Origin of the sequence: Cellulomonas uda (assembly GCF_006538705.1) — a bacterium.
Taxonomy (GTDB): Bacteria; Actinomycetota; Actinomycetes; order Actinomycetales; family Cellulomonadaceae; genus Cellulomonas; species Cellulomonas uda.
The window spans coordinates 57,788-77,020 of sequence record NZ_BJLP01000008.1; the positions used below are offsets into that span (position 1 = coordinate 57,788).

At 74.9% G+C, this 19,233-nt stretch carries 17 protein-coding genes and 1 riboswitch; of the genes, 7 read left to right on the forward strand and 10 right to left on the reverse strand.

Features of this window, described 5'->3' with window-relative positions; translation table 11 throughout:
• Nucleotides 1-20: 20 nt before the first annotated feature.
• Genes CUD01_RS03800 through CUD01_RS03815 form a run of 4 tightly spaced genes read right to left on the reverse strand, consistent with a single transcriptional unit; the run spans nucleotide 21 to nucleotide 2,707 of the window.
• Nucleotides 21-830 (reverse strand): ABC transporter permease, encoded by an 810-nt coding sequence (locus CUD01_RS03800; RefSeq protein WP_141318849.1) that lies wholly within the window; start codon nucleotides 828-830, stop codon nucleotides 21-23.
• Complete coding sequence (locus CUD01_RS03805; protein ID WP_141318851.1) at nucleotides 827-1,786, reverse strand: ABC transporter ATP-binding protein; 960 nt, start codon at nucleotides 1,784-1,786, stop codon at nucleotides 827-829. Before CUD01_RS03805 ends, CUD01_RS03800 begins: the two co-directional genes overlap by 4 nt.
• Nucleotides 1,783-2,085, reverse strand: coding sequence for a transcriptional regulator (locus tag CUD01_RS03810; protein WP_141318853.1), 303 nt, complete (start codon nucleotides 2,083-2,085; stop codon nucleotides 1,783-1,785). Before CUD01_RS03810 ends, CUD01_RS03805 begins: the two co-directional genes overlap by 4 nt.
• Entirely contained in the window at nucleotides 2,078-2,707 is a 630-nt protein-coding gene (locus tag CUD01_RS03815; protein ID WP_141318855.1) for a hypothetical protein, read from the reverse strand. Before CUD01_RS03815 ends, CUD01_RS03810 begins: the two co-directional genes overlap by 8 nt.
• A gap of 134 nt (nucleotides 2,708-2,841) precedes the next feature.
• Between CUD01_RS03815 and CUD01_RS03820 the strand changes: the two genes are divergently transcribed.
• Entirely contained in the window at nucleotides 2,842-3,648 is an 807-nt protein-coding gene (locus CUD01_RS03820) for a CPBP family intramembrane glutamic endopeptidase (protein WP_141318857.1), read from the forward strand.
• On the opposite strand, the gene CUD01_RS03825 is transcribed toward CUD01_RS03820, so the two are convergent.
• On the reverse strand, nucleotides 3,649-4,233 hold the full coding sequence (locus CUD01_RS03825; protein ID WP_232514498.1) for an HdeD family acid-resistance protein: 585 nt from the start codon (nucleotides 4,231-4,233) through the stop codon (nucleotides 3,649-3,651).
• A 213-nt stretch (nucleotides 4,234-4,446) separates the two neighbouring features.
• Between CUD01_RS03825 and CUD01_RS03830 the strand changes: the two genes are divergently transcribed.
• On the forward strand, nucleotides 4,447-7,194 hold the full coding sequence (locus tag CUD01_RS03830) for a flippase-like domain-containing protein (protein WP_141318859.1): 2,748 nt from the start codon (nucleotides 4,447-4,449) through the stop codon (nucleotides 7,192-7,194).
• 126 nt (nucleotides 7,195-7,320) lie between these two features.
• Here CUD01_RS03830 and CUD01_RS16405 read toward each other — a convergent pair whose 3' ends face one another.
• The 3 genes from CUD01_RS16405 to CUD01_RS03840 all read right to left on the reverse strand — a co-directional run bounded on the left by CUD01_RS16405 (nucleotide 7,321) and on the right by CUD01_RS03840 (nucleotide 10,963).
• Entirely contained in the window at nucleotides 7,321-7,476 is a 156-nt protein-coding gene (locus tag CUD01_RS16405; RefSeq protein ID WP_157732631.1) for a hypothetical protein, read from the reverse strand.
• Between the two features lie 15 nt (nucleotides 7,477-7,491).
• A riboswitch (cyclic di-GMP riboswitch) is annotated at nucleotides 7,492-7,567 on the reverse strand.
• Nucleotides 7,568-7,759: 192 nt separating this feature from the next.
• Nucleotides 7,760-8,743, reverse strand: coding sequence for an aldo/keto reductase (locus CUD01_RS03835; protein WP_141318861.1), 984 nt, complete (start codon nucleotides 8,741-8,743; stop codon nucleotides 7,760-7,762).
• 78 nt (nucleotides 8,744-8,821) lie between these two features.
• A complete protein-coding gene (locus tag CUD01_RS03840) occupies nucleotides 8,822-10,963 on the reverse strand; it encodes a penicillin-binding transpeptidase domain-containing protein (RefSeq protein WP_244937643.1) in 2,142 nt (713 codons plus the stop codon).
• A 583-nt stretch (nucleotides 10,964-11,546) separates the two neighbouring features.
• Between CUD01_RS03840 and CUD01_RS03845 the strand changes: the two genes are divergently transcribed.
• Entirely contained in the window at nucleotides 11,547-12,386 is an 840-nt protein-coding gene (locus tag CUD01_RS03845) for a DUF5701 family protein (protein ID WP_244937644.1), read from the forward strand.
• Nucleotides 12,387-12,512: 126 nt separating this feature from the next.
• Here the strand turns inward: CUD01_RS03845 and CUD01_RS03850 are convergent, their stop codons facing one another.
• Nucleotides 12,513-13,310: a VOC family protein gene (locus CUD01_RS03850; protein ID WP_141318865.1), complete on the reverse strand. Its 798-nt coding sequence runs from the start codon at nucleotides 13,308-13,310 to the stop codon at nucleotides 12,513-12,515.
• Between the two features lie 57 nt (nucleotides 13,311-13,367).
• Here CUD01_RS03850 and CUD01_RS03855 point away from each other — a divergent pair, with 57 nt between their 5' ends.
• The 3 genes from CUD01_RS03855 to CUD01_RS03865 all read left to right on the forward strand — a co-directional run bounded on the left by CUD01_RS03855 (nucleotide 13,368) and on the right by CUD01_RS03865 (nucleotide 18,019).
• On the forward strand, nucleotides 13,368-14,093 hold the full coding sequence (locus tag CUD01_RS03855; protein WP_094181392.1) for a M50 family metallopeptidase: 726 nt from the start codon (nucleotides 13,368-13,370) through the stop codon (nucleotides 14,091-14,093).
• Between the two features lie 67 nt (nucleotides 14,094-14,160).
• A complete protein-coding gene (locus CUD01_RS03860; RefSeq protein WP_141318867.1) occupies nucleotides 14,161-14,973 on the forward strand; it encodes a YqgE/AlgH family protein in 813 nt (270 codons plus the stop codon).
• Between the two features lie 271 nt (nucleotides 14,974-15,244).
• On the forward strand, nucleotides 15,245-18,019 hold the full coding sequence (locus CUD01_RS03865) for a cellulose-binding domain-containing protein (protein ID WP_141318869.1): 2,775 nt from the start codon (nucleotides 15,245-15,247) through the stop codon (nucleotides 18,017-18,019).
• Nucleotides 18,020-18,407: 388 nt separating this feature from the next.
• Here the strand turns inward: CUD01_RS03865 and CUD01_RS17340 are convergent, their stop codons facing one another.
• A complete protein-coding gene (locus CUD01_RS17340) occupies nucleotides 18,408-19,118 on the reverse strand; it encodes an HNH endonuclease signature motif containing protein (protein WP_371860751.1) in 711 nt (236 codons plus the stop codon).
• Here CUD01_RS17340 and CUD01_RS16940 point away from each other — a divergent pair.
• Nucleotides 19,030-19,233, forward strand: a 204-nt coding sequence (locus CUD01_RS16940) for a hypothetical protein (RefSeq protein ID WP_244937645.1), incomplete at its 3' end; no start/stop codon positions are given. The two genes, CUD01_RS17340 and CUD01_RS16940, sit on opposite strands and share 89 nt — an antisense overlap.

The following is a 19,233-nucleotide window of genomic DNA, read 5'->3' on the forward strand; positions in this document are numbered from 1 at the left end:
CCGCCTGCCCGCACCGCGGGTCAGCGGAACCGGCGGCCCTCGTCGGCCCGGTACGCCAGCACGGCGAGGGCCGCGAACAGCGCGGTCCAGCCGAGCAGCACGGGCAGCGCGAGCGGGTAGGCCTCGACGCCCGCGGTGACCTGCACGACGAGGTCCCGCACGGCCCGCGACGGCAGGGCCATCGACAACCTGTCGAGCCAGTCGGGGAACACCTGCGGCGGCATGAACAGCCCGCCGGCGAACGCGAGCGGGAACAGCACCGCCTGCACGACCGCGATCGCGGCCTTCGCGGACAGCCGATACCCGATCGCGAGGCCCAGCAGCAGGAACGGCACCGCGACGCCGACGACGAGCGCGACGCACTGCAGCGCCTGCTCCCACCGCAGCTCGGCCGCGGTGAGCAGCCACCCGACGAGCACGACCGGCGCGAGCGCGCAGTACGACCACAGCAGACCGTTGAGCACGCGGCCCGTCAGCCGCGCCCCCGGACCGGCCGGCAGCGTCCGCAGGTACGGGTCGAACGGCTGCGCGCGGTCCTCCGAGACTCCCGCGCCGAACGAGAACAGGCACGTCGACATCACCGCGAACGTGCCGAGCTGCGCGACCGCGACGAGCGCGCCGACCGGGTCCTGCGCGACCTCGCGCTGGGGGACCACGAAGAACAGCAGCGCGAGCGCGGGGAACAGCAGGTTGCCGATCACGGCGATCGGGATGCGCACCGTCTCGACGAAGCCGAGCCGCGCGTGCAGCCAGACGAGCCGCCACAGCGCGGGCGGGCGCGCGGCGCGCACGGGCGCCGGGCCGGGGACGGGGGCGTGGGTGACGGTCATGACCGGACCTCCTGGACGGGCTCGGCGGCGGCGCGTCCGGGCTCGAGCACCCCGTCGCTCGCGGTGAGCGCGAGGAACGCCTCCTCGAGGGACGCGCCGCGCACCTCGAGGTCACGGAACGGCGCGTCCTGCCCGACGAGCGTGCGCACGAGCTCGTCGGCATCGGCCGCGAGCAGCGTGACCCGCACGCCCTCGGGCCGCCCGGCGGCCTCGAGGACCTCGACCCCGGGCAGGCGCTCGAGGCGGGGCAGCGCGTCGGCCGGCACGGTCACCAGCACGCGGCGCCGCGCGACGAGCGCGACCACGTCCGCCAGCCCGCCGTCCGCGAGCACGCGCCCGTGCCCGACGACCACGACCCGGTGCGCGAGCGCCTCGACCTCCTCGAGGTAGTGGCTCGTCAGCAGCACTGTCGCGCCCTCGGCGTGGTAGTCGCGCAGCGCCTGCCACAGCACGTGCCGGCCCTCGACGTCGAGGCCCGTGGTGGGCTCGTCGAGCAGCACGAGCCGGGGGCGGCCCACGAGCGCGAGCGCGACCGCGAGCCGTCGCTTCTGCCCGCCCGACAGCCCGCCCGTCTGCCGCCGCGCGAGGTCCTGGAGCCCGAACCGCTCGAGCAGCTCACCCGTGGGCATGGGCGCGGCGTAGTGGCCCGCGACGAGCGCGACGACCTCCTGCACGCGCAGCGTCGACGGCAGCCCGGTCTCCTGCGGTGTGGTGCCGAGCGAGAGCCGCGAGCGCGCGTCGCGCGGGTCCCCACCGAACAGCCGGACCGTGCCCGCGTCGGGCTTGCGCAGCCCGGCCACGAGGCTGAGCAGCGTGGTCTTGCCCGCACCGTTGGGGCCGAGCAGCCCGACGAGCTCGCCCTGGCCGACGCTCAGCGACACGTCGTGGAGCGCCACGACCGCGCCGAACCGGCGCGTGACGTGGTCGGCGACGACGACGTGCTCGTCGCGCGTCACCGTCCGCTCCCGAGGAGCTCGCGCAGCCGCTGCGCGTAGACGTCGAACGCGAGGCGCCCGGCCGGGGTGAGCGCGACGTACGTCGCGGGGGACCGGCCCTCGTAGGTCTTGGTGATGGTCACGTAGCCCGCCTCCTCGAGGCGTCGCAGGTGGGTGGACAGGTTCCCCGCGGTCATGTCGAGCATGCCGCGCAGGCGGGGGAAGGAGATGCGGTCGCCGCCGCCGAGGCCCACGAGGGTCGCGACGACCCGCAGCCGGGCCGGTGCGTGGATGACCGGGTCGAGCGCGTCGTCAGGCACGGGACCGCCCGTCCCGCACGCGCGTCACGAGCGCCGCGACGAGCATCCCGCCGCCGCCCGCGAGCGCGAGCACCGCGTACGAGCCGGGGATCCCCGCGAAGGCGCTGGCCGCACCGGCCAGGAGGATCCAGGCGCCGAGCGCGTACATCGCGGTCGCGCGCCACATCAGACCGCCCGCGATGTAGAGCAGGCCGACGACGAGCGACGCGATCGCGTTGGCGGCGAGGCCGACGACCTCGCGCGAGGCACCGGCGTCGGCAAGGGCCGCGACGGTCACGCCCTGGCCGAGGAAGCCGAGGAACCAGCCCCAGCCGTACATCGCGCCCTGCTGCGCGCTGCGGCCCCGGATGCCGTGCGTGCGCGTGACGCTGTGCCACGCCGTGACGACCATCGCGGCGACGATCACCAGACCGGCGACGACCGCCGCCCACGCGGCCCACAGCTCGTCCTCGCCGACCGAGAGCCACAGCAGGCCGTAGCCGAGCACCCACGCGGTGCCCCACACGCCGAACAGCAACGGGGCGGAGGGTTGCGTGCGGGCCGCAGCCGCACGCTGGTCCGCGATGATCGCGAGCGCCTCCTCGGTGCCCAGCGGTGTCCCGGTGGTGTCGTCGTCGTCCATCGCCCCTCCCCTGCGCCCGGTCCCGTCGTCGGGACCCGTGGTTTGTGTCGCAAACCAGTTTGCGCGCATCCAGGCAAACCGCGCAAGACCCCCTCGCCGTCGTCCCGCACGGCCGCGGCGGCTACCGTGCCCCCATGCCCGCCACCACCGCCCCGACGCCCGGGACGCCACCCGTCTCCGAGCGCGCGGTGCGGCGCCGGCTCACGGTCGAGATCTGGATCGTGCTCGGCCTCTCGCTCGGCCGGTCGGGGGTGTACGCGCTCGTCGCGATCCTCGACCGCATGACCGCGGGCCCCCCGCTCGCCGACCAGAGCACCACCATCAACGCGCCGCTCAACCCACGCCCCTGGCTCGACGTGCTCTACCAGGTGCTGTCCATCGGCTTCGCGCTCGTGCCCGTCGCCCTCGCGCTCTACCTGCTCTCTGCCGGCGGCCGCTCCGCGACACGGCGCATCGGCCTCACGGCCGCCCGCCCCTGGCGCGACCTCGGCGTCGGGGTCGGCCTCGCGGCGCTCATCGGCATCCCCGGCCTCGGGCTTTACGCCGTCGGCCGCGCCGTCGGCATCACCGTGCAGGTCCAGCCGACGACGATCGACGACCACTGGTGGACCATCCCGCTGCTCGTCGCGCTCGCGCTCAAGAACGCGCTGCTCGAGGAGGTCGTCGCCGTCGGCTACCTCATGGAGCGCCTGCGCGAGCTGCGCTGGAGCGCGCCGCTCGTCGTCGCCGCGAGCGCGCTCCTGCGCGGCTCCTACCACCTGTACCAGGGGTGGGGGCCGTTCGTCGGCAACGTCGTGATGGGCCTGGTGTTCGCCGAGTACTACCGGCGCCGACGACGCGTCATGCCGCTCGTCGTCGCCCACACCGTCATGGACCTCGTCGTGTTCGTCGGGTACGCGCTCATCCCCGGCGCATGGCTCACGAGCCTGGGCCTCGACTAGCTAGTCGAGCACGACGCGGCGGGACCACGAGCGCACCGCGAACGCGCTCACCACCAGCAGCACGCCCGCGACCAGCGCGAACACCCCGAACAGGACCATGCCCACCGCGAGCGACTGCTGCGGGTTGAACGCGAGCAGCAGACCGATCGCCAGGTTCACCAGGCCGACCGCGAGCGCCGGGAACGCGGAGTCGTCGTCCTGCCGGCGCAGCACCACGGCCGCGACCACCCCCACGATCCCGACCACGAGGATCCACGCGGTCACCACGTAGAACAGCACGAGCACCGTCGGATGCGGCCACGCCATCACCAGGACGCCCAGCCCCACCACGACCAGCCCCACCAGGACCTGCCACCCCGTCGCACCCGGCGGGCGCTCCACGAGCGCCTGCAGGACGAGCAGCACGCCGTCGACCACGGCGAACACCCCGATGGTCCAGGCGACCGCGGTCAGCGTCTCGAGCGGGTGGAACACCATCAGCAGGCCCAGCGCGAGCAGGACCACACCCCGCAGCAGGGGCAACCACCAGACCCGGCGCAGCCCCGGGTCCGTCGAACGGCCGCTCTGGACGATCACGGTGCTCACGAGCGCTCCCCTCCCGTGGCGACGTGCGCCACGACCTGGCCCACCCCGCCGGCCCCCGGCCGTCGAGCCGCCGGTCGCCGCAGGTCACGGTCACCACCCGACCGCCCTCGCCACCGACCGCCTTGTCGCCACCGTAGACCCGTACCGGGACGAACGGGCGACAACCGCCCCGAACCGCGGGCGGCGGCGCACCACCGCCTTAGACTCGCGGTCATGTCTTCGCGGGAGTCGGCCGGGTCCGCGTCGTCGCGACCCGCCGCGGCGGCGGACGGCCTCGTCACGCCGCTGCCCGTCGCGACCGCGCACGGTGCCGGCCGGCCGGCCGCGACGCCCGACGACGAGCCCGGCATCCCCGGCCTGCCCGACCCCGACGACGACCGCGCGACCCGCGCCCGCGCCGAGGCCGAGGCGGCGACGATCGTCGTCGACGACCAGCCGACCGTCCGCGTGCACCACCCCAGCGACCTGATCTCCACGATCCTGTCCGCGCTCGGCGTCGCCGTCGTCATGGTGCTCGCGACCTACGCGCAGCACACCACCACGGGCGTCGCGGAGGACGTGCAGGGGTTCGCCACGCTGCTGCGCCGCATCCTGTTCGTGCCCGTGCAGGTGCTCGAGGGGTTCGTGACGCTCGTCGTGCCGCTCGCGGTCGGCATCGAGCTCGCGCTGCGCCGGCTCGGCCGCCAGCTCATCGAGGCGATCATCGCGGCGGCCCTCGCCGTCGCCGTCACCGCGGGCGTCGTGCTCGTCGTCCAGGGCGTCGGGTCCGACGAGCTCGTGCGCGGCCTGTCCGTGCGGATCGGCGGCACGTGGGAGCTCACCATCCCCGCGTACGTCGCGATGCTCGCGAGCCTGCTCACCGTCAGCGGCCCGCGCCAGCGCCGACGCTCCGTCGCCTGGTCGTGGCGGGCCGTGTGGATCGCCGTGGGCGTGCTCCTCATCACCGCGCAGGTCTCGCTCGCGGGGCTCGCCGTGGCGCTCCTGCTCGGGCGGCTGTGCGGGCTCGTCGTGCGGTACGTCTCCGGCGTGCGCAGCGAGCGCGCGTACGGCGCGAGCCTCGTCGCGGGCGTGCGGCGGGCCGGCTACGAGCCCGTGCGGCTGCGGCGCATCGCCGCCGACGACGACCCGGAGCGCGACGACGAGACCACCCACCAGCCCGCCGGCCAGGCCGCTGACCAGGCCGCTGACCAGGCAGCTGACCAAGCAGCCGGGTCCGCCGACGGGACCACCGACGGGGTGCACTCGGTCGCGCCGCCCCCCGCACCCGACGACGCGGCCGCCCGTGCGCTCGTCCGCTCCACGGGCTACCGCACCTACGAGCTGACGACCGACGACGGACCCCGCCTCGACCTCGTAGTCATCGACGGCGACCGCCAGGTCGCGGGCATGGTCTCGCGCGTGTGGCGGTCCGTGCGCCTGCGCGGCCTCGAGGGCCGGTCCGTGCAGTCGCTGCGGCAGACCGCCGAGCGCACCGCGCTGCTCAGCTACGCCGCCCGCGCCGCGGGCGTGCGCACCCCCGAGCTGCTGCGCGTCGCCGAGGCCCAGGACTCCATGCTCCTGGTCCAGGCGCACCCCGGCACCGCCGTGCCCCTCACCGAGCTGCCCGACGAGGCGCTCACCGACGACGTGCTCCGCGAGATCTGGGCGCAGCTGCGCACCGCGCACGAGGCCGGGATCGCGCACCGCGCGCTCACGTCCGACACCGTGCTCGTCGAGGACCTGCTCGGCACCCCCATCGTGTGGGTCGTCGGCTGGGAGAACGGCTACGTCGCGTCGTCCGAGCTCGCGCGGCGCATGGACCTCACCCAGATGCTCGCGCTGCTCGCCCTGCGCGTCGGGGTCGAGCGCGCGCTGCAGTCCGCGGCCGAGTCGCTCGACGACGACGACGTCGCCGCCGTCGGCCCGCTGCTGCAGGGCATCACGCTGCCCGAACGCACCCGCACCCAGGTGCGCCGCCACCGCAAGGTGCTGTCCGACCTGCGCGCCGCGATCGTCGCACGGATCCCCGAGGCCGACGTCGAGCCCCAGCAGCTCGTGCGGTTCGGGGCGCGGTCGATCCTCACGATCGTCCTGCCCATCCTCGTCGTGCTGCTGCTCGTCACCCGCATCAACATCGACCAGATCACGAGCGCGCTCTCGACGAGCGACTGGCGCTGGACCGCCATCGCGTTCGCGCTCGGCCTGCTGACCATCGTCGGCGCCGGGCTCGCCCTCACCGCGTTCTCCCCCGTGCGCCTGCCGTTCTGGCGCACGCTGCAGGTGCAGGCCGCGTCCAACTTCGTCGCGCTCGCCGCCCCCGCCGGCATCGGCCCCGCCGCGCTCAACCTGCGCATGCTCACCAGGCGCGGCGTCTCCACGACCCTGGCCGCCGCGACGGTGACGATGGTGCAGGTCAGCCAGCTCGTCGTCACCGTCGTGATGCTCGTCGTGCTGTCCGTGCTGTCCGGCGGCAGCAGCGGGTCGGCGCTGCCCGTGTCACCCGAGGTGCTGCTGATCGTCGCGCTCGTCGCCGTGCTCGTCGCCGCGTCGCTGCTGGTGCCCAAGGTCCGGCAGTGGGTCATGGCGAAGATCCGCCCCACGCTGCGCCAGATCTGGCCGCGCCTCGTCGACATCCTCGGCCGGCCGTGGCGGCTCGCCGTCGCCGTCGCCGGGAACCTCATCATGACGCTCGGGTTCGTGCTCGCGTTCGACGCCTGCCTCGCCGCGTTCGGGCAGCAGGCGAGCCTCATCCAGGTCGCGATCATCTACCTCACCGGCAACACGGCCGGTGCGCTCGTCCCGACCCCCGGCGGCATGGGGGCCATCGAGGCCGCGCTCGCCGCGTCCCTGTCCGCCGTGACCGGCATCAACCCCGGTGTCGCGCTGTCCATCGCGGTGCTGTTCCGCGTCGTCACCTACTGGGTGCGCATCCCGATCGGGTGGGTCGCGATGCGCCACCTGCAGCGCGTCGGCGAGCTCTGAGCTCACCGAGCCCTGAGCCCACCCAGCTCTGAGCCCACCCAGGTCTGAGCCCACCAGGCTCACGCCGACCGCCGGGCATGACGAGAGCCGGCACGCAGCAGCGCGTACCGGCTCTTCGTCGACGTCTCAGGCGGCGGTGCGCTCGAGCTGCGTCGGGACGGTCGTCAGACCCCCGCGGGTGGCGGCCAGCGCGGCCCACGCCTGGACTCGGACCAGGGGGGTGGCGGGCTGGAGGGCGGGAGACTGCGAGGACTCGGCGGGGGGAAAGCCGATCTGATCCATCTGCGGTCCTGTCTGTTCGGTAGCCCGGCTGACCGTCGAGGGTCCCGTGGCTTTGCGTCCCCTCCTCGCGGAGGGTTTGCCGTTATCGCTGACAGCACCGAAGGTAGTTCAGAAGACTTCCGGGGCCAAGTGCCCCGAACCGCGAAAATACGGGCACACCGATAAATCACCCGTTCGGCCCACCGCAAGCCGCCCCGTCCGCCCGCTTCGTCCAGGATCGTCCCCCGTGGCAGCCGGTGTCACGTGTCGTGTGCGCGCGCACACCCGGCGCTGCGCGCGCTGCCTACCGGGCGTCCAGCCACACGTGCGCCGGCGGCAGCAGCGCCTCGAGCTCGGGCCACAGCGCGTCCGGCACGGCCCGCGCCGCCGCCTCGACCGTCGCCGTCACCCGCGCCGGCCGGCTCATCCCGACGACCGTCGAGGCGAACCGCTCGTCGCGCAGCGAGAACTGCAGCGCCGCGGTCGCGATGTCCGTGCCGTGCGCCGCGCACGCCTCCCGCATGCGCGCCGCCGCCTCGAGCACCTCCGGCGGGGCCGGCCGGTACCCGTATGTCGTCGGCCCGCCCTGCTGCGCCGCGAGGATGCCCCCGCCGTACACCGCCGCGTTGAGCACACCCATCCCGCGCCGGCGCGCCTCGTCGACCAACGGACCCGCGCTGCGGTCCAGCAACGTCCACCGGTTGTGCACCAGCAGGACGTCGAACACCCCCAGCTCCAGGTACCGCGCGATCTCCTGCACCTGACCGCCCGCGAGCCCGATCCGGCCGACCTGCCCGCTCTCCCGCAGCTCGACGAGCGCGTCCACCGCGCCGCCCGGGGCCGTCATCGCGTCGAAGTCGTGCCCCTCCGGGTCGTGCAGGTGCACGAGCGGCAGCGTGTCGAGCCCGAGCCGCTGCCTGCTCTCCGCGACCGACGCGCGCACCCGCGCACCCGAGTAGTCGGAGCCGCGCGGGTCGACCTTCGTGATCACGACGACGCCCTCGGGCAGCCCGTCCGCGAGGCCGATCGCGGCACCGATCCGCCGCTCGCTCTCCCCGTCCGAGTAGCCGTTCGACGTGTCGATCGTGCGGATCGGCGAGTCGAACGCCGCGAGCACCGTCGCCACGCCCTCCTCGGCGCTCACCTCGCGGCCGAACAGGCCCGGCATGCTCCCCAGCGGTCCGCCCCCCAGCGTCACCGCCGACACCGTGAGGTCCGTACCGGGCAGGGGACGCAGCCACGTCGGGCCACCGGGCGCGTAGGGGGGCTGTACAGGCGGGCGTGTCATGAGGTCCTCCGGTCGTGCGCGTCGGGGCTGCCCGCAGCGTGCCACCCACCCACGCCACCCGGCGAGCGGGACACGGCGTCAGCGCTCGAGCGCGACGACCGGCGGGGACGTGAGGAACCGGGTGAGCAGCGGACCTGCCGTCGTCGAGCCGTACTCGCCCTCGTCGACGAAGACCGCGACCGCCAGGTCGCCCTGGACCGCGATCATCCACACGTGGTTCTTGAGCGCGTCGACCGGGCCGAACTGCGCGGTGCCCGTCTTGGCCAGCACGTCCGGCCCCGCCACGTCCTTGAGGAACCCCGCACCGCCCTCGGTGACGACCCCGCGCATGAGCGCGCGCAGCGCGGCACCCTCGTCGGCGGTGAGGTCCACGTGCGGGCGCGGCTCCTCGCTCGCGCTCCCCGACTCCTCGTCACCCGAGGTCGCCTCGTCGTCCGTCGCGTCCGCCGCGGTGTCGGCGTCGTCGGCCGAGCCGGACCCACCTGCCGCACCTGTCGCGCCGTCCACGACGAGCACCGGCGTGACCGTGCGCCCCGCCGCGACCGACGCCGCGACGACCGCCATCCCCAGCGGAGACGCGAGCACGCGGCCCTGGCCGATCATGGTCGCCGCGTGGTCCGTCCCGTCCGACTCGGACGGCACCGCACCCAGGAACGAGGCGAAGCCCAGCGACTGCGCCGGCAGCAGGCCCAGCGAGCCCGCGGCGTCGACGACCGCGTCCTGCGGCGCCTCGTCGCGCGCGCCGATGAACGCCGTGTTGCACGAGTGCGCGAACGCCGTGCGCAGCGGCACCTCGCCCAGCGCGTCGGCCGGGTAGTCGGGGAAGTTGTCGAACCGCCGACCGTCAACGGTCACCCCGTCCGCGCAGGTCAACTCGCTGTCCGGGGTCATCCCCGCGCGCAGCAGCGCGAGCGCGCTCACGACCTTGAACGTGGACCCGGGCGCGTACTGCCCGAGCGTGGCCGTCGACATGCCCCCACCGCCCGGGCCGCTCGCGGCGGCGATCACCTCACCCGTCGACGGGCGGATCGCGACGATCGCGGACGCCGGCCCCACGTCCGCCAGGATGCTCTCCGCCGACTGCTGCACGAGCGAGTCGAGCGTCGTGCGCAGCGGCTCGCCCGGCACGGGCGGCACGGTGAACAGCGCGCGCACCTCCCCCTCGCGCGGGCTGCCCTCGACCGCGCGCGCCTCGATCCGCAGCCCCGGCGTGCCGCGCAGCTGCTGCTCGTGCTGGCGCTGCAGGCCCGACAGCCCCGTCAGGTCGCCCGCCTGGACCGCGCCGTCGGACTTCTCGATGATCTCCGCGGTCGCCGCGCCCACCGTGCCGAGGATCGGCCGTGCGAACGTGCGCGTCGGCGCGAGCGGGATCGAGTCGGCCACCGCGTTCACGCCCGGCAGCTCCCGCAGGGCCGACACGTCGTAGTAGCCGTCGTCCGCGCGCACGACGATCGCCTCGACGAACGCCCGCTCGCCCGCGGACTCGACGCGCGCGGCGTACGCGTCGGCGTCGAGGTCGAGCGCCGCGGCCAGGCCGCGTGCCGCCGCGCCGGCCTCGTCCGCCGGCAGGAACGTCTTGTCGATGCCGATCCGGTAGACGTCACGGGCCTCGACGAGAACCTCGTCGCCCGCCCCCAGGACGTCCGCCCGCTCGGGCGCCTCGCGCGTCACGACGATCTGCTCGTCGGCCGCGAGGTCCGGCGCGAGCAGCGCGGGCGCCCACGTGGTGTGCCAGACGTCCTCGTCGTCGCGCTGGAGGCGTGCGGTCGTCTCGTAGGTCCAGTCCCGCGCCGCACCGGCGGCCGCGCCGCCGTCCGGCCCGTCCGGCCCGGCCGGCGTGGTCGCCGCGTCCGGCTCGTCCGCGTCGCCCGTCGGCTCGCCACCGGGAGCCCGGCCGCCCGCGCGCCACGTCCATCGCAGCACCGCATCCGCGACCGCGTCGTCGTCCTCGTGCTCCTGCGCGCTCACGAGCGTGACGGTCAGCGCGTCCTTCCCGAACGCGTCCACCACCTGCTCGAACGCCTCCTCGCGCTGCTGGCGCGCCTGCTGGGGCGTCGCGCCGTCGAGCGTGACGTCCGCCAGGTCACCGCCCTGCAGCGCGGTGGCCAGCGCCTGAGCCGCGTCCTGCGGTCCCGGCGGCGAGGCCGTGCACGCCGTCAGCCCGGCCGACGCCAGGAGCGCCGCGACGCCCACCGCCGCGACACCGCGCGCGGTCCGCACCGTCGTGCGCCTCGTCCCACCGTCCATCAGTCCGGGCCTCCGTCGTGTCGTCGTCTTGTCGCGCCTCGCGACCGTCGTGCCCCTCGCGCGCCCGCGCCGGGCACCCTCGCCGGGCACTCGTACACGTCGCCGCGGAGCTCGTGCGACCGCACGGCGTACACCGGGCGGACGCGCCGACCGGAACGGCGCACGGGCCGCGCGAGCGGTCGCCACCCCGCCCGGACCGGACGGCGTCGCGTCCCGTCGCCGACACCGGCGACCGGACCGCGGCAACGCGCCCGCCGACCCGCGGGCGGCCGCTCGGGCTCGCAGCCGGTCAGGCCACCGGGGCAGCCGTGCAGATCAACGTGTGAGACGGGCGTCCACCGCAGGGACGTCGGCACTCTATCCGTCCGCCCTGACACGGTGCGCGGCAATTGCTCCCCTGCACAGGACCTCCCCACCCGCACGGCCCGGCGGGCGACGAGGGACGTGACCAAGGGCCCGGGATCACCCGCGACGCGGGCACGAACCGGACGTCCCGCGCGTTCTCCATCCCGCGCGTCCGACGCCCCGGACGCCCGACCGTCCCGTGGAGGTCACCGTGCCCGCACCCACCCCGACGACGAACCCGACGACGAGCCCGACGAGCCCGTCCGCATCTCCCGTACCGCCCGCATCGCCCGCCCCGGCGACTCCCGCGGCTCACCCGGCCCGTGCGGCTCACGAGCTGCCGTCACTCCGCGAGCAGGCCGAACGGCTCGTCGCGCTCGGCGTCGCCGACCTCGCGGGCATCGCGCCCGACGACCTGCGCGCGCTCGCGCACGCCGCGGACCCCGCCGACCCGACCGAACCCACCGGCCCCGCCGACCCCGCCAGCCCCGACAGCGCCGACGACTCCCACCACCGTGAGCCCGACGAGGCCCGGCCTGGCGGCCTGCTCGTCCTGCCCCCGACACTCGTCCCGGTCTCGGCGCTCGCACCGCTGCTGCGCCGCGGCGAGCGAGCCGGGTTCGTCGTCGAGGACATGACGGACGTCGACGAGTTCGCGCCGATCGCGGGCCTCGACGTGCCCGCCGAGCCGTACGTGCTCGTCGGGCTCGACCGCGGCGACGACCTCGCGAGCTGGTCGCCCGACGAGGCCGCCGACGAGCTCGCGCGCCGCGCGCGGACCCCGCTCACCCTGAGCGAGGGCGTGCAGTGGGTGCTGCAGGCGCCCGACGTGCTCGAGCGCAACCACTGCTTCATGACGATCGGCTCCCGGCGCGTCACGCCGCGCGGCGGGCTCGACGCGCGGACGCCCGCGGTGTGGATCTCCAACGGCACGGGCCGCGACGGCCGCGAGCGCCGCGACGCGCCGAAGGTCGGCTGGTGCTGGGCGCGCAACCGGCACACCTGGCTCGGCTTCGCCTCGGCCACGTCGCGGGAGACGCTCGTGCGCTGAGCGCCGGCGTCGTCCGGGCCGGGTCGTCCACACGGACGTCGCCCAGGCCGACGTCGCTCAGGCGGACGTCGCTCAGGCCCGGGTGGCTCAGACGGGTGGCTCAGACGGGGGGCTCAGACGGGTGGCTCAGACGGGGGCGCGGCCGGTCGACGGGTCGCGCGCCGTGAGGCAGTAGGGGGAGCCCGACGGGTCGAGGAGCGTCGTCCACCGCTCGCGGCGCGCGACCAGCCGCGCCCCCGCCTGCACGTGCGCGCGCTCGACGGCCGGGCGTGCGACCGTCGCGAGGTCGAGGTGCGCGCTGGTCTCGCGGCGCGGGTCGTCGGCGCCGAGCCGTTGCAGCAGGAGGCGCAACGGCATCCCCGCGGGCCGCTCGAGCGGCACCAGCTCGCCCGTCGCGCGAGGGTCGAGCGGCCAACCGGTGAACGCGGGCCAGAACGCGGCCTCGTCGTCGAACCGGTCCGCCGGGACGTCCAGGCAGACCTGGTCGACCAGCGCGCACGCCGCACCGTCGCCGTCGCGCGCGCGCTCGGCCACGGGGACGGCCCCGGCTCGACGCGCGTGCCCCGTGTGCCGGACCAGGCAGAACACGTACCCGCCGGGCGACGACAGCACGACGTGCCCGCCCGCGTCGTGCTCGAGCGCGGCCCCGAGCGCGAGCGCGCGCACCAGCTCGGCGCGCACGGCCTCGTCGGGGTCCCGCCCCTCGGCGGTCACGTGCAGGTCGAGGTGGACGCGCGGGCCGTCGGCGAACCGCTGCACGCGCAGGTAGTCGTCGCCGTCGGGCGGCACGAGGGTCGCGTACTCGTCGTCCTCGCCGCGCCACGGCGAGAGCGCCGAGCCCGTCACGCGCAGCCAGAACGCGAGCGTCTCGTCGAGCGTGTCGGGCGGCAGGTCGAGCATCGCGGTCGTCCACCGGATCGGCATGGGGTGACGCTAGCCCGTCCGCCCCGAGGGTCGCCCGCGACCCGTACGCTCGCGCGCGTGGACTGGCTGCGAGAGACCTGGTCGGACGTGACGACGGCGAACCCCGTGCCCGAGACCTGGGTCGTCGTGGCGACCGCCCTGGGCGTGCTCGTCGTCCTGGCGGTGCCGGTCGCGTGGCGGGTCGCGCGGCACGCGCTGACGATCGTGCACGAGGCCGGTCACGCGACGGTCGCGGTGCTCGTCGGACGGCGCCTGTCGGGCATCCGTGTGCACTCGGACACCTCGGGCCTGACCCTGTCGCGCGGCCGCCCGCGCGGGCCGGGGATGATCGCGACCGCGTTCGCGGGGTACCCCGCGCCGACCGTCGTGGGCGTGGGCGCCGCGTGGCTGCTGGTGCGCGGCTACGACGTCGCACTGCTGTGGGCGCTGCTCGTGCTCGTCGTCGGCGTGCTCGTCGGGATCCGCAACTGGTACGGGCTGTGGGCCGTGCTCGTGACGCTCGCCGTGCTCGTCGTCGTGACCGGGTGGGCGTCCGCGCAGGTCCAGGCCGTGTTCGCGTACGCCGTGACGTGGTTCTTCCTGCTCGGCGCACCGCGCGCCGTGCTCGAGATGCAGGCGGGACGACGAGACGCGCGCCGACGCCGGGCCCGCGACACGTCCGACGCCGGGCTGCTCGGCGGGCTCACGCACCTGCCCGGGGCGTTCTGGGTGGGGGTGCTCGCGCTCGTCACGGTCGCCGGGCTCGCGCTGGGCGCCGTCTGGCTCGTCGGGCTCCAGGTCTGAGCCACGCGCGTCTGACACATGCGCGTCCGGGGTGCCGTGCGCGGCCCTTCGAGCCGATGATGGAGCCATGACCCTGAGCGGACGGCTGCTGGTGGCGGCACCACAGCTGCTCGACCCCAACTTCCACCGCACCGTCGTGCTGCTGCTCGACCACAACGACGAGGGTGCGTTCGGCGTGGTGCTCAACCGGCTGCTCCCCGTGGAGGTCGACGCGGTGCTGCCGGGCTGGCAGGACGTGGTGAGCCGCCCGGACGGGCTGTTCCAGGGCGGCCCGGTGGGGCTCGACGGCGCGATCGGCGTCGCGGTCGCCGCGCCCGCCCCGCCGGGCCGCGACCTGCGCGACGACCCCGCGGGCTCGCGCGACGAGCTGCTCGAGGGTCTGCGCGGCGGCGGCCTCGACGACCCGGGCAGCCTGGGCCGGCCGGGCTCGCCGGGAGACAGGGGCGAGCCGGGCGACAGGGGCGAGCCGGGTGCCACGGGTGACACGGGTGGCAGGGGTGGCACGGGGGACGCGGGTGACGTGCTCGGTGCGTCAGGTGCCGGCCGGGACGGCCTGAGCGGTCAGGCCGCGAGTGGGCCGGGGAGCGACGAGCCCGTCGTCGACCGGCTGACCGGCGTCTACGGTCTGGTCGACCTCGACGCGGACCCGACGAGCGTCGTCGGGCGGTTCAGCGGGCTTCGGATCTTCGCGGGGCACTCCGGCTGGGGCCTGGGTCAGCTGGAGGAGGAGATCGCCGAGGGTGCGTGGTTCGTGGTGCCGTCCGAGCCGTCGGACGTGTTCACCGACGACCCCGAGACGCTCTGGAGCCGCGTGCTGCAGCGGCAGGGCGGGGACCTGGCGATGCTGGCGCACTACCCGCCGGACGTGCGGCTGAACTGACCGTCCGGACCAGGGTCCGCAGGCGGCCGGGCTGATCGACCGAGCTGATCGGCCTGGCTGATCGGCCTGGCTGATCGGTCGGGCTGATCTGTCGGGCTGATCGGCCTCACTGATCGTCGTAAACGATTCGCCCGATTCAGTCGTCGAAGCGCTTCAACTAGCGTCGCGCCTGCCCTAGACCTCCGCGCACCCCGCAGCCCGGCGCGACGGGTCGTCGGCCCCGTCGCGACCCTCGCGGCGGGCCCACACCACGCCACGAAGGAGTGAGCGGATGCGTGTTCCGACCCTGCTCGCGACACCCCGTCCCACGACGACCGCGAGACGCGCCGCCGCCGGGGTGCTCGCACTCGCGCTGACCGCGACCGGCGTCGCCCTTGCCACCGGCCCCGCCGACGCCGCCGACCCGCCCGCCGGCTACACCTGGGGCAACGTCGAGATCGTCGGCGGCGGCTTCGTCCCCGGGATCATCTACAACCAGGGCGAGAAGGACCTCGTCTACGCCCGCACCGACATCGGCGGCGCGTACCGCCTCGACCCCCGCACCGAGCGCTGGATCCCGCTGCTCGACCACATCGGCTGGGACGAGTGGTCCCACACCGGCGTGCTGTCCCTCGCCACCGACGCGCGCGACCCGAACCGCGTCTACGCCGCCGTCGGCACCTACACCAACGAGTGGGACCCCCAGAACGGGGCGATCCTGCGCTCCACGGACCGCGGCGAGACGTGGCAGCGGACCATGCTGCCGTTCAAGGTGGGCGGCAACATGCCGGGCCGCGGCATGGGTGAGCGCCTCCAGATCGACCCCAACGACAACCGCGTCCTGTACCTCGGCACCGAGGGCGGCAACGGCCTGTGGCGCTCCACCGACTACGGCGCCACCTGGGCCGAGGTCACGAGCTTCCCCAACCCCGGCAACTACGTGCAGGACCCCACCTCGTCGAACTCCTACCTCACGTCCAACCAGGGCGTCGTGTGGGTGACGTTCGACCCCACGAGCGGCTCCGCCGGTGTGGCCAGCAAGACGATCTACGTCGGCGTGGCCGACAAGGAGAACAACGTCTACCGCTCGACCGACGGCGGGGCGACGTGGGCGCGCGTCCCCGGCCAGCCCACCGGCTACCTCCCGCACAAGGGCGTGTTCGACAAGGTCGGCAAGCAGCTCTACATCGCGACGAGCGACACCGGCGGCCCGTACGACGGCGGCAAGGGTGACGTCTGGCGCCTCGACACGACGACCGGCGCGTGGACCCGGATCTCGCCCGTCCCGTCGACGAGCTCCGACCTCTACTACGGCTACTCCGGCCTGACGATCGACCGACAGGACCCCGACACGATCATGGTCGCCACGCAGGTCTCCTGGTGGCCCGACGTCATCATCTTCCGGTCCACCGACCGCGGCGCCACCTGGTCGCCCATCTGGGAGTGGGCCGGCTACCCGGACCGCACGCTGCGTTACACGCAGGACATCTCCGCGGCGCCCTGGCTCGGCTTCAACGCGACGAACCCACAGCCGCCGGAGCCGCCGGTCAAGCTCGGGTGGATGACCGAGTCGCTCGAGATCGACCCCTTCGACTCCGACACGATGCTCTACGGCACCGGCGCGACCATCTACGGCACCGACAACCTCACCGCGTGGGACACCGGCGGCACGATCGACATCACCGTCAAGGCCCAGGGCATCGAGGAGACCTCCGTGCAGGACCTCGCCGCACCTCCCGGCCCCGTCGAGCTCGTGTCCGCGCTCGGGGACCTCGGTGGGTTCGTGCACACCGACATCACCAAGGTGCCCGCCAAGCAGTTCACCCAGCCGTTCTTCGGGACGGGGACCTCCGTCGACTTCGCCGAGAAGAAGCCCGCGACGATGGTGCGCGTCGGGCACGCCGTCGACGGCGCCGTCGAGTCGCACATCGGCATCTCGACCTCGTCCGGCTCGACGTGGTGGGCCGGGCAGGAGCCCGCGGGCGTGACGAAGTCCGGCACCGTGGCGGTCAACGCCGACGGCACCGCGATCGTCTGGTCGCCCGAGGGCGCCGGCGTGCACCGCTCGACGACGCTCGGCTCGTCGTGGACCGCCTCGACCGGCGTGCCCGCCCAGGCGCAGGTCGAGTCCGACCGTGAGGACCCGAAGGCGTTCTACGCCTACTCCGCCGGGAAGCTCTACGTCTCGCGCGACGCGGGCGTGACCTTCACCGCGTCGTCGGCCTCCGGGTTCCCGACGACCGGCAACGTCCGGTTCGGCGCCGTGCCCGGCAAGGCGGGCCACGTCTGGCTCGCCGCCGAGAACGGTCTGTACCGCTCGACGGACTACGGCACGACGTTCACGAAGCTCCCGGGCTTCACCGACGGCGGTGCCGTCGGCTTCGGCAAGGCGGCGCCCGGTGCGTCGTACCCGGCGGTCTACTCGACCTCCGAGTACGACGGGGTGCGTGGGTTCTTCCGCTCGCTCGACGGCGGCAGCACCTGGACCCGCATCAACGACGACGAGCACCAGTACGCCTGGACAGGTGCCGCGATCACCGGCGACCCCGACGTGTTCGGGCGCGTGTACGTGGCCACCAACGGCCGCGGGATCGTGGTCGGCAACACCGGCACCACGCCCACGGTGACGCCGACACCCACGGTGACGCCCACACCCACGTTGACGCCGACGCCCACACCCACACCCACGGTGACGCCGACGGTGACGCCCACGCCGACCCCGACGCCCACCCCGACCGGTACGCCGACGCCGACGGGGGCGTGCACCGTGAAGTACGCCACGAACGACTGGCCCGGCGGTTTCACGGCGTCGGTGAGGCTCACGTCCGCGAGCGCGGTCAGCTCGTGGTCGCTCGGGTTCTCGTTCCCCGGGGACCAGAAGGTCGTGAGCGGCTGGTCCGGCACGTACACGCAGAGCGGCAAGGCCGTGACGGTGACGAACGCGCCGTGGAACGGCTCGATCGCCGCGGGGTCGTCGGTCGAGATCGGGTTCAACGGTTCCTTCACCGGGTCGAACCCCAGGCCGACGAGCTTCACGCTCAACGGCACGACCTGCACGGTGTCCTGACCTCATGACACCGGCGTGACCGCGTCGGGTGGGACCGCTTCGGGTGGGACCGCGTCGGGTGGGACCGCGTCGGGTGGGACCTGAGGCCGCACCTCGGTCCCACCCGACGCCGGAGCTGGCCCGCGACGTCCGCGTCGCCGGGCCGGCGGCCGGGGCCATGTCCCGGCCGGGCGGGGGTGCGGGGGACGCGGACACCCCTCGCACCCCCGCCGTCGCACCCCCGCCGTCGCACCCCCGCCGTCGCACCCCCGCCGTCGCATCCCTCGCCGTCTGGCAGCCAGCCACCGTGCCACCCGACCGTCGACCACCCGCCGTCGCACCGCCGGCCTCGCGGTCGCCCGCCTCGCCGTCGCCAGCCTCGCCGTCGCCGACCGGCGACCGGCGCGTCTCAGCCCGGACGTGCCATCGCGAACAACGCCGGCTGGTCCGACTCCCGCGGCCGCCCCGGCACCGGTCCGCCGCTCGGGAACACGGGACCTTCTCGGCGGCTGAGGTCACTCACCTCGCGCCGTTCCGGAGGACCCGGCGCTCGCGTCGCACTCCCTCGCGACGCACCACTCCCTCGCGACGCACCACCCCCTCGCGGCGCGGCCGCAGCCCCGGTCGCAGCTGCAGACCCGAACGCCGCCGGCTCGCGTGCCGACCGCACGACGGTCCCACCGCGCGTCCGGAAGGTGTACGTGACGGGTGGGAGGGCGCCCGCAACGAGGCGCGACGACACCCCTCGGGGCGGCGGCGCCGGTGGATGGCGCTCGATCGTGAGGTCCCGCTCGTGCACCACGTGGTGGTGGAAGCCGCACAGCACGACGCCGTTCTCGACGGACGTCTCCCCGCCGTCCCGGTCCCACCAGCGGATGTGGTGGACCTCGCACCACCGGGCGGGCCGGCCGCAGCCCGGCCAGACGCACCCGCCGTCCCGTGCGACGACCGCGCGACGCAGGTGACCGGAGTAGAGGCGCTGCGTCCGCCCGACGTCGACCGGTCGGCTCTCGGCGTCGACCACGACGCGCGTGAGCGCGCAGTCGCACAGCAGCCGGGCCGCCTCGCTCACCGGGACCGGTGCACCGTCCTCGTCGACCGGTGCGGGGACCCCGCGCATCGCCTCCGCGAGCCGCTCGACGTCCCCGGAGCCACCGGTAGCGACGGACGACCACCCGGCGCCCGGGAGGGTCGCGCTCGCCGACCGCGCACCCGCCGACGGCTCCACCCGCCGA

Coding starts and splice junctions, on each gene's coding strand:
- CUD01_RS03800 (WP_141318849.1), bottom strand. CDS start 830: ATGACCGTCACCCACGCCCCCGTCCCCGGCCCGGCGCCCGTGCGCGCC.
- CUD01_RS03815 (WP_141318855.1), bottom strand. CDS start 2,707: ATGGACGACGACGACACCACCGGGACACCGCTGGGCACCGAGGAGGCG.
- CUD01_RS03820 (WP_141318857.1), top strand. CDS start 2,842: ATGCCCGCCACCACCGCCCCGACGCCCGGGACGCCACCCGTCTCCGAG.
- CUD01_RS03830 (WP_141318859.1), top strand. CDS start 4,447: ATGTCTTCGCGGGAGTCGGCCGGGTCCGCGTCGTCGCGACCCGCCGCG.
- CUD01_RS16405 (WP_157732631.1), bottom strand. CDS start 7,476: ATGGATCAGATCGGCTTTCCCCCCGCCGAGTCCTCGCAGTCTCCCGCC.
- CUD01_RS03835 (WP_141318861.1), bottom strand. CDS start 8,743: ATGACACGCCCGCCTGTACAGCCCCCCTACGCGCCCGGTGGCCCGACG.
- CUD01_RS03850 (WP_141318865.1), bottom strand. CDS start 13,310: ATGCCGATCCGGTGGACGACCGCGATGCTCGACCTGCCGCCCGACACG.
- CUD01_RS03860 (WP_141318867.1), top strand. CDS start 14,161: ATGACCCTGAGCGGACGGCTGCTGGTGGCGGCACCACAGCTGCTCGAC.
- CUD01_RS03865 (WP_141318869.1), top strand. CDS start 15,245: ATGCGTGTTCCGACCCTGCTCGCGACACCCCGTCCCACGACGACCGCG.
- CUD01_RS17340 (WP_371860751.1), bottom strand. CDS start 19,118: ATGCGCGGGGTCCCCGCACCGGTCGACGAGGACGGTGCACCGGTCCCG.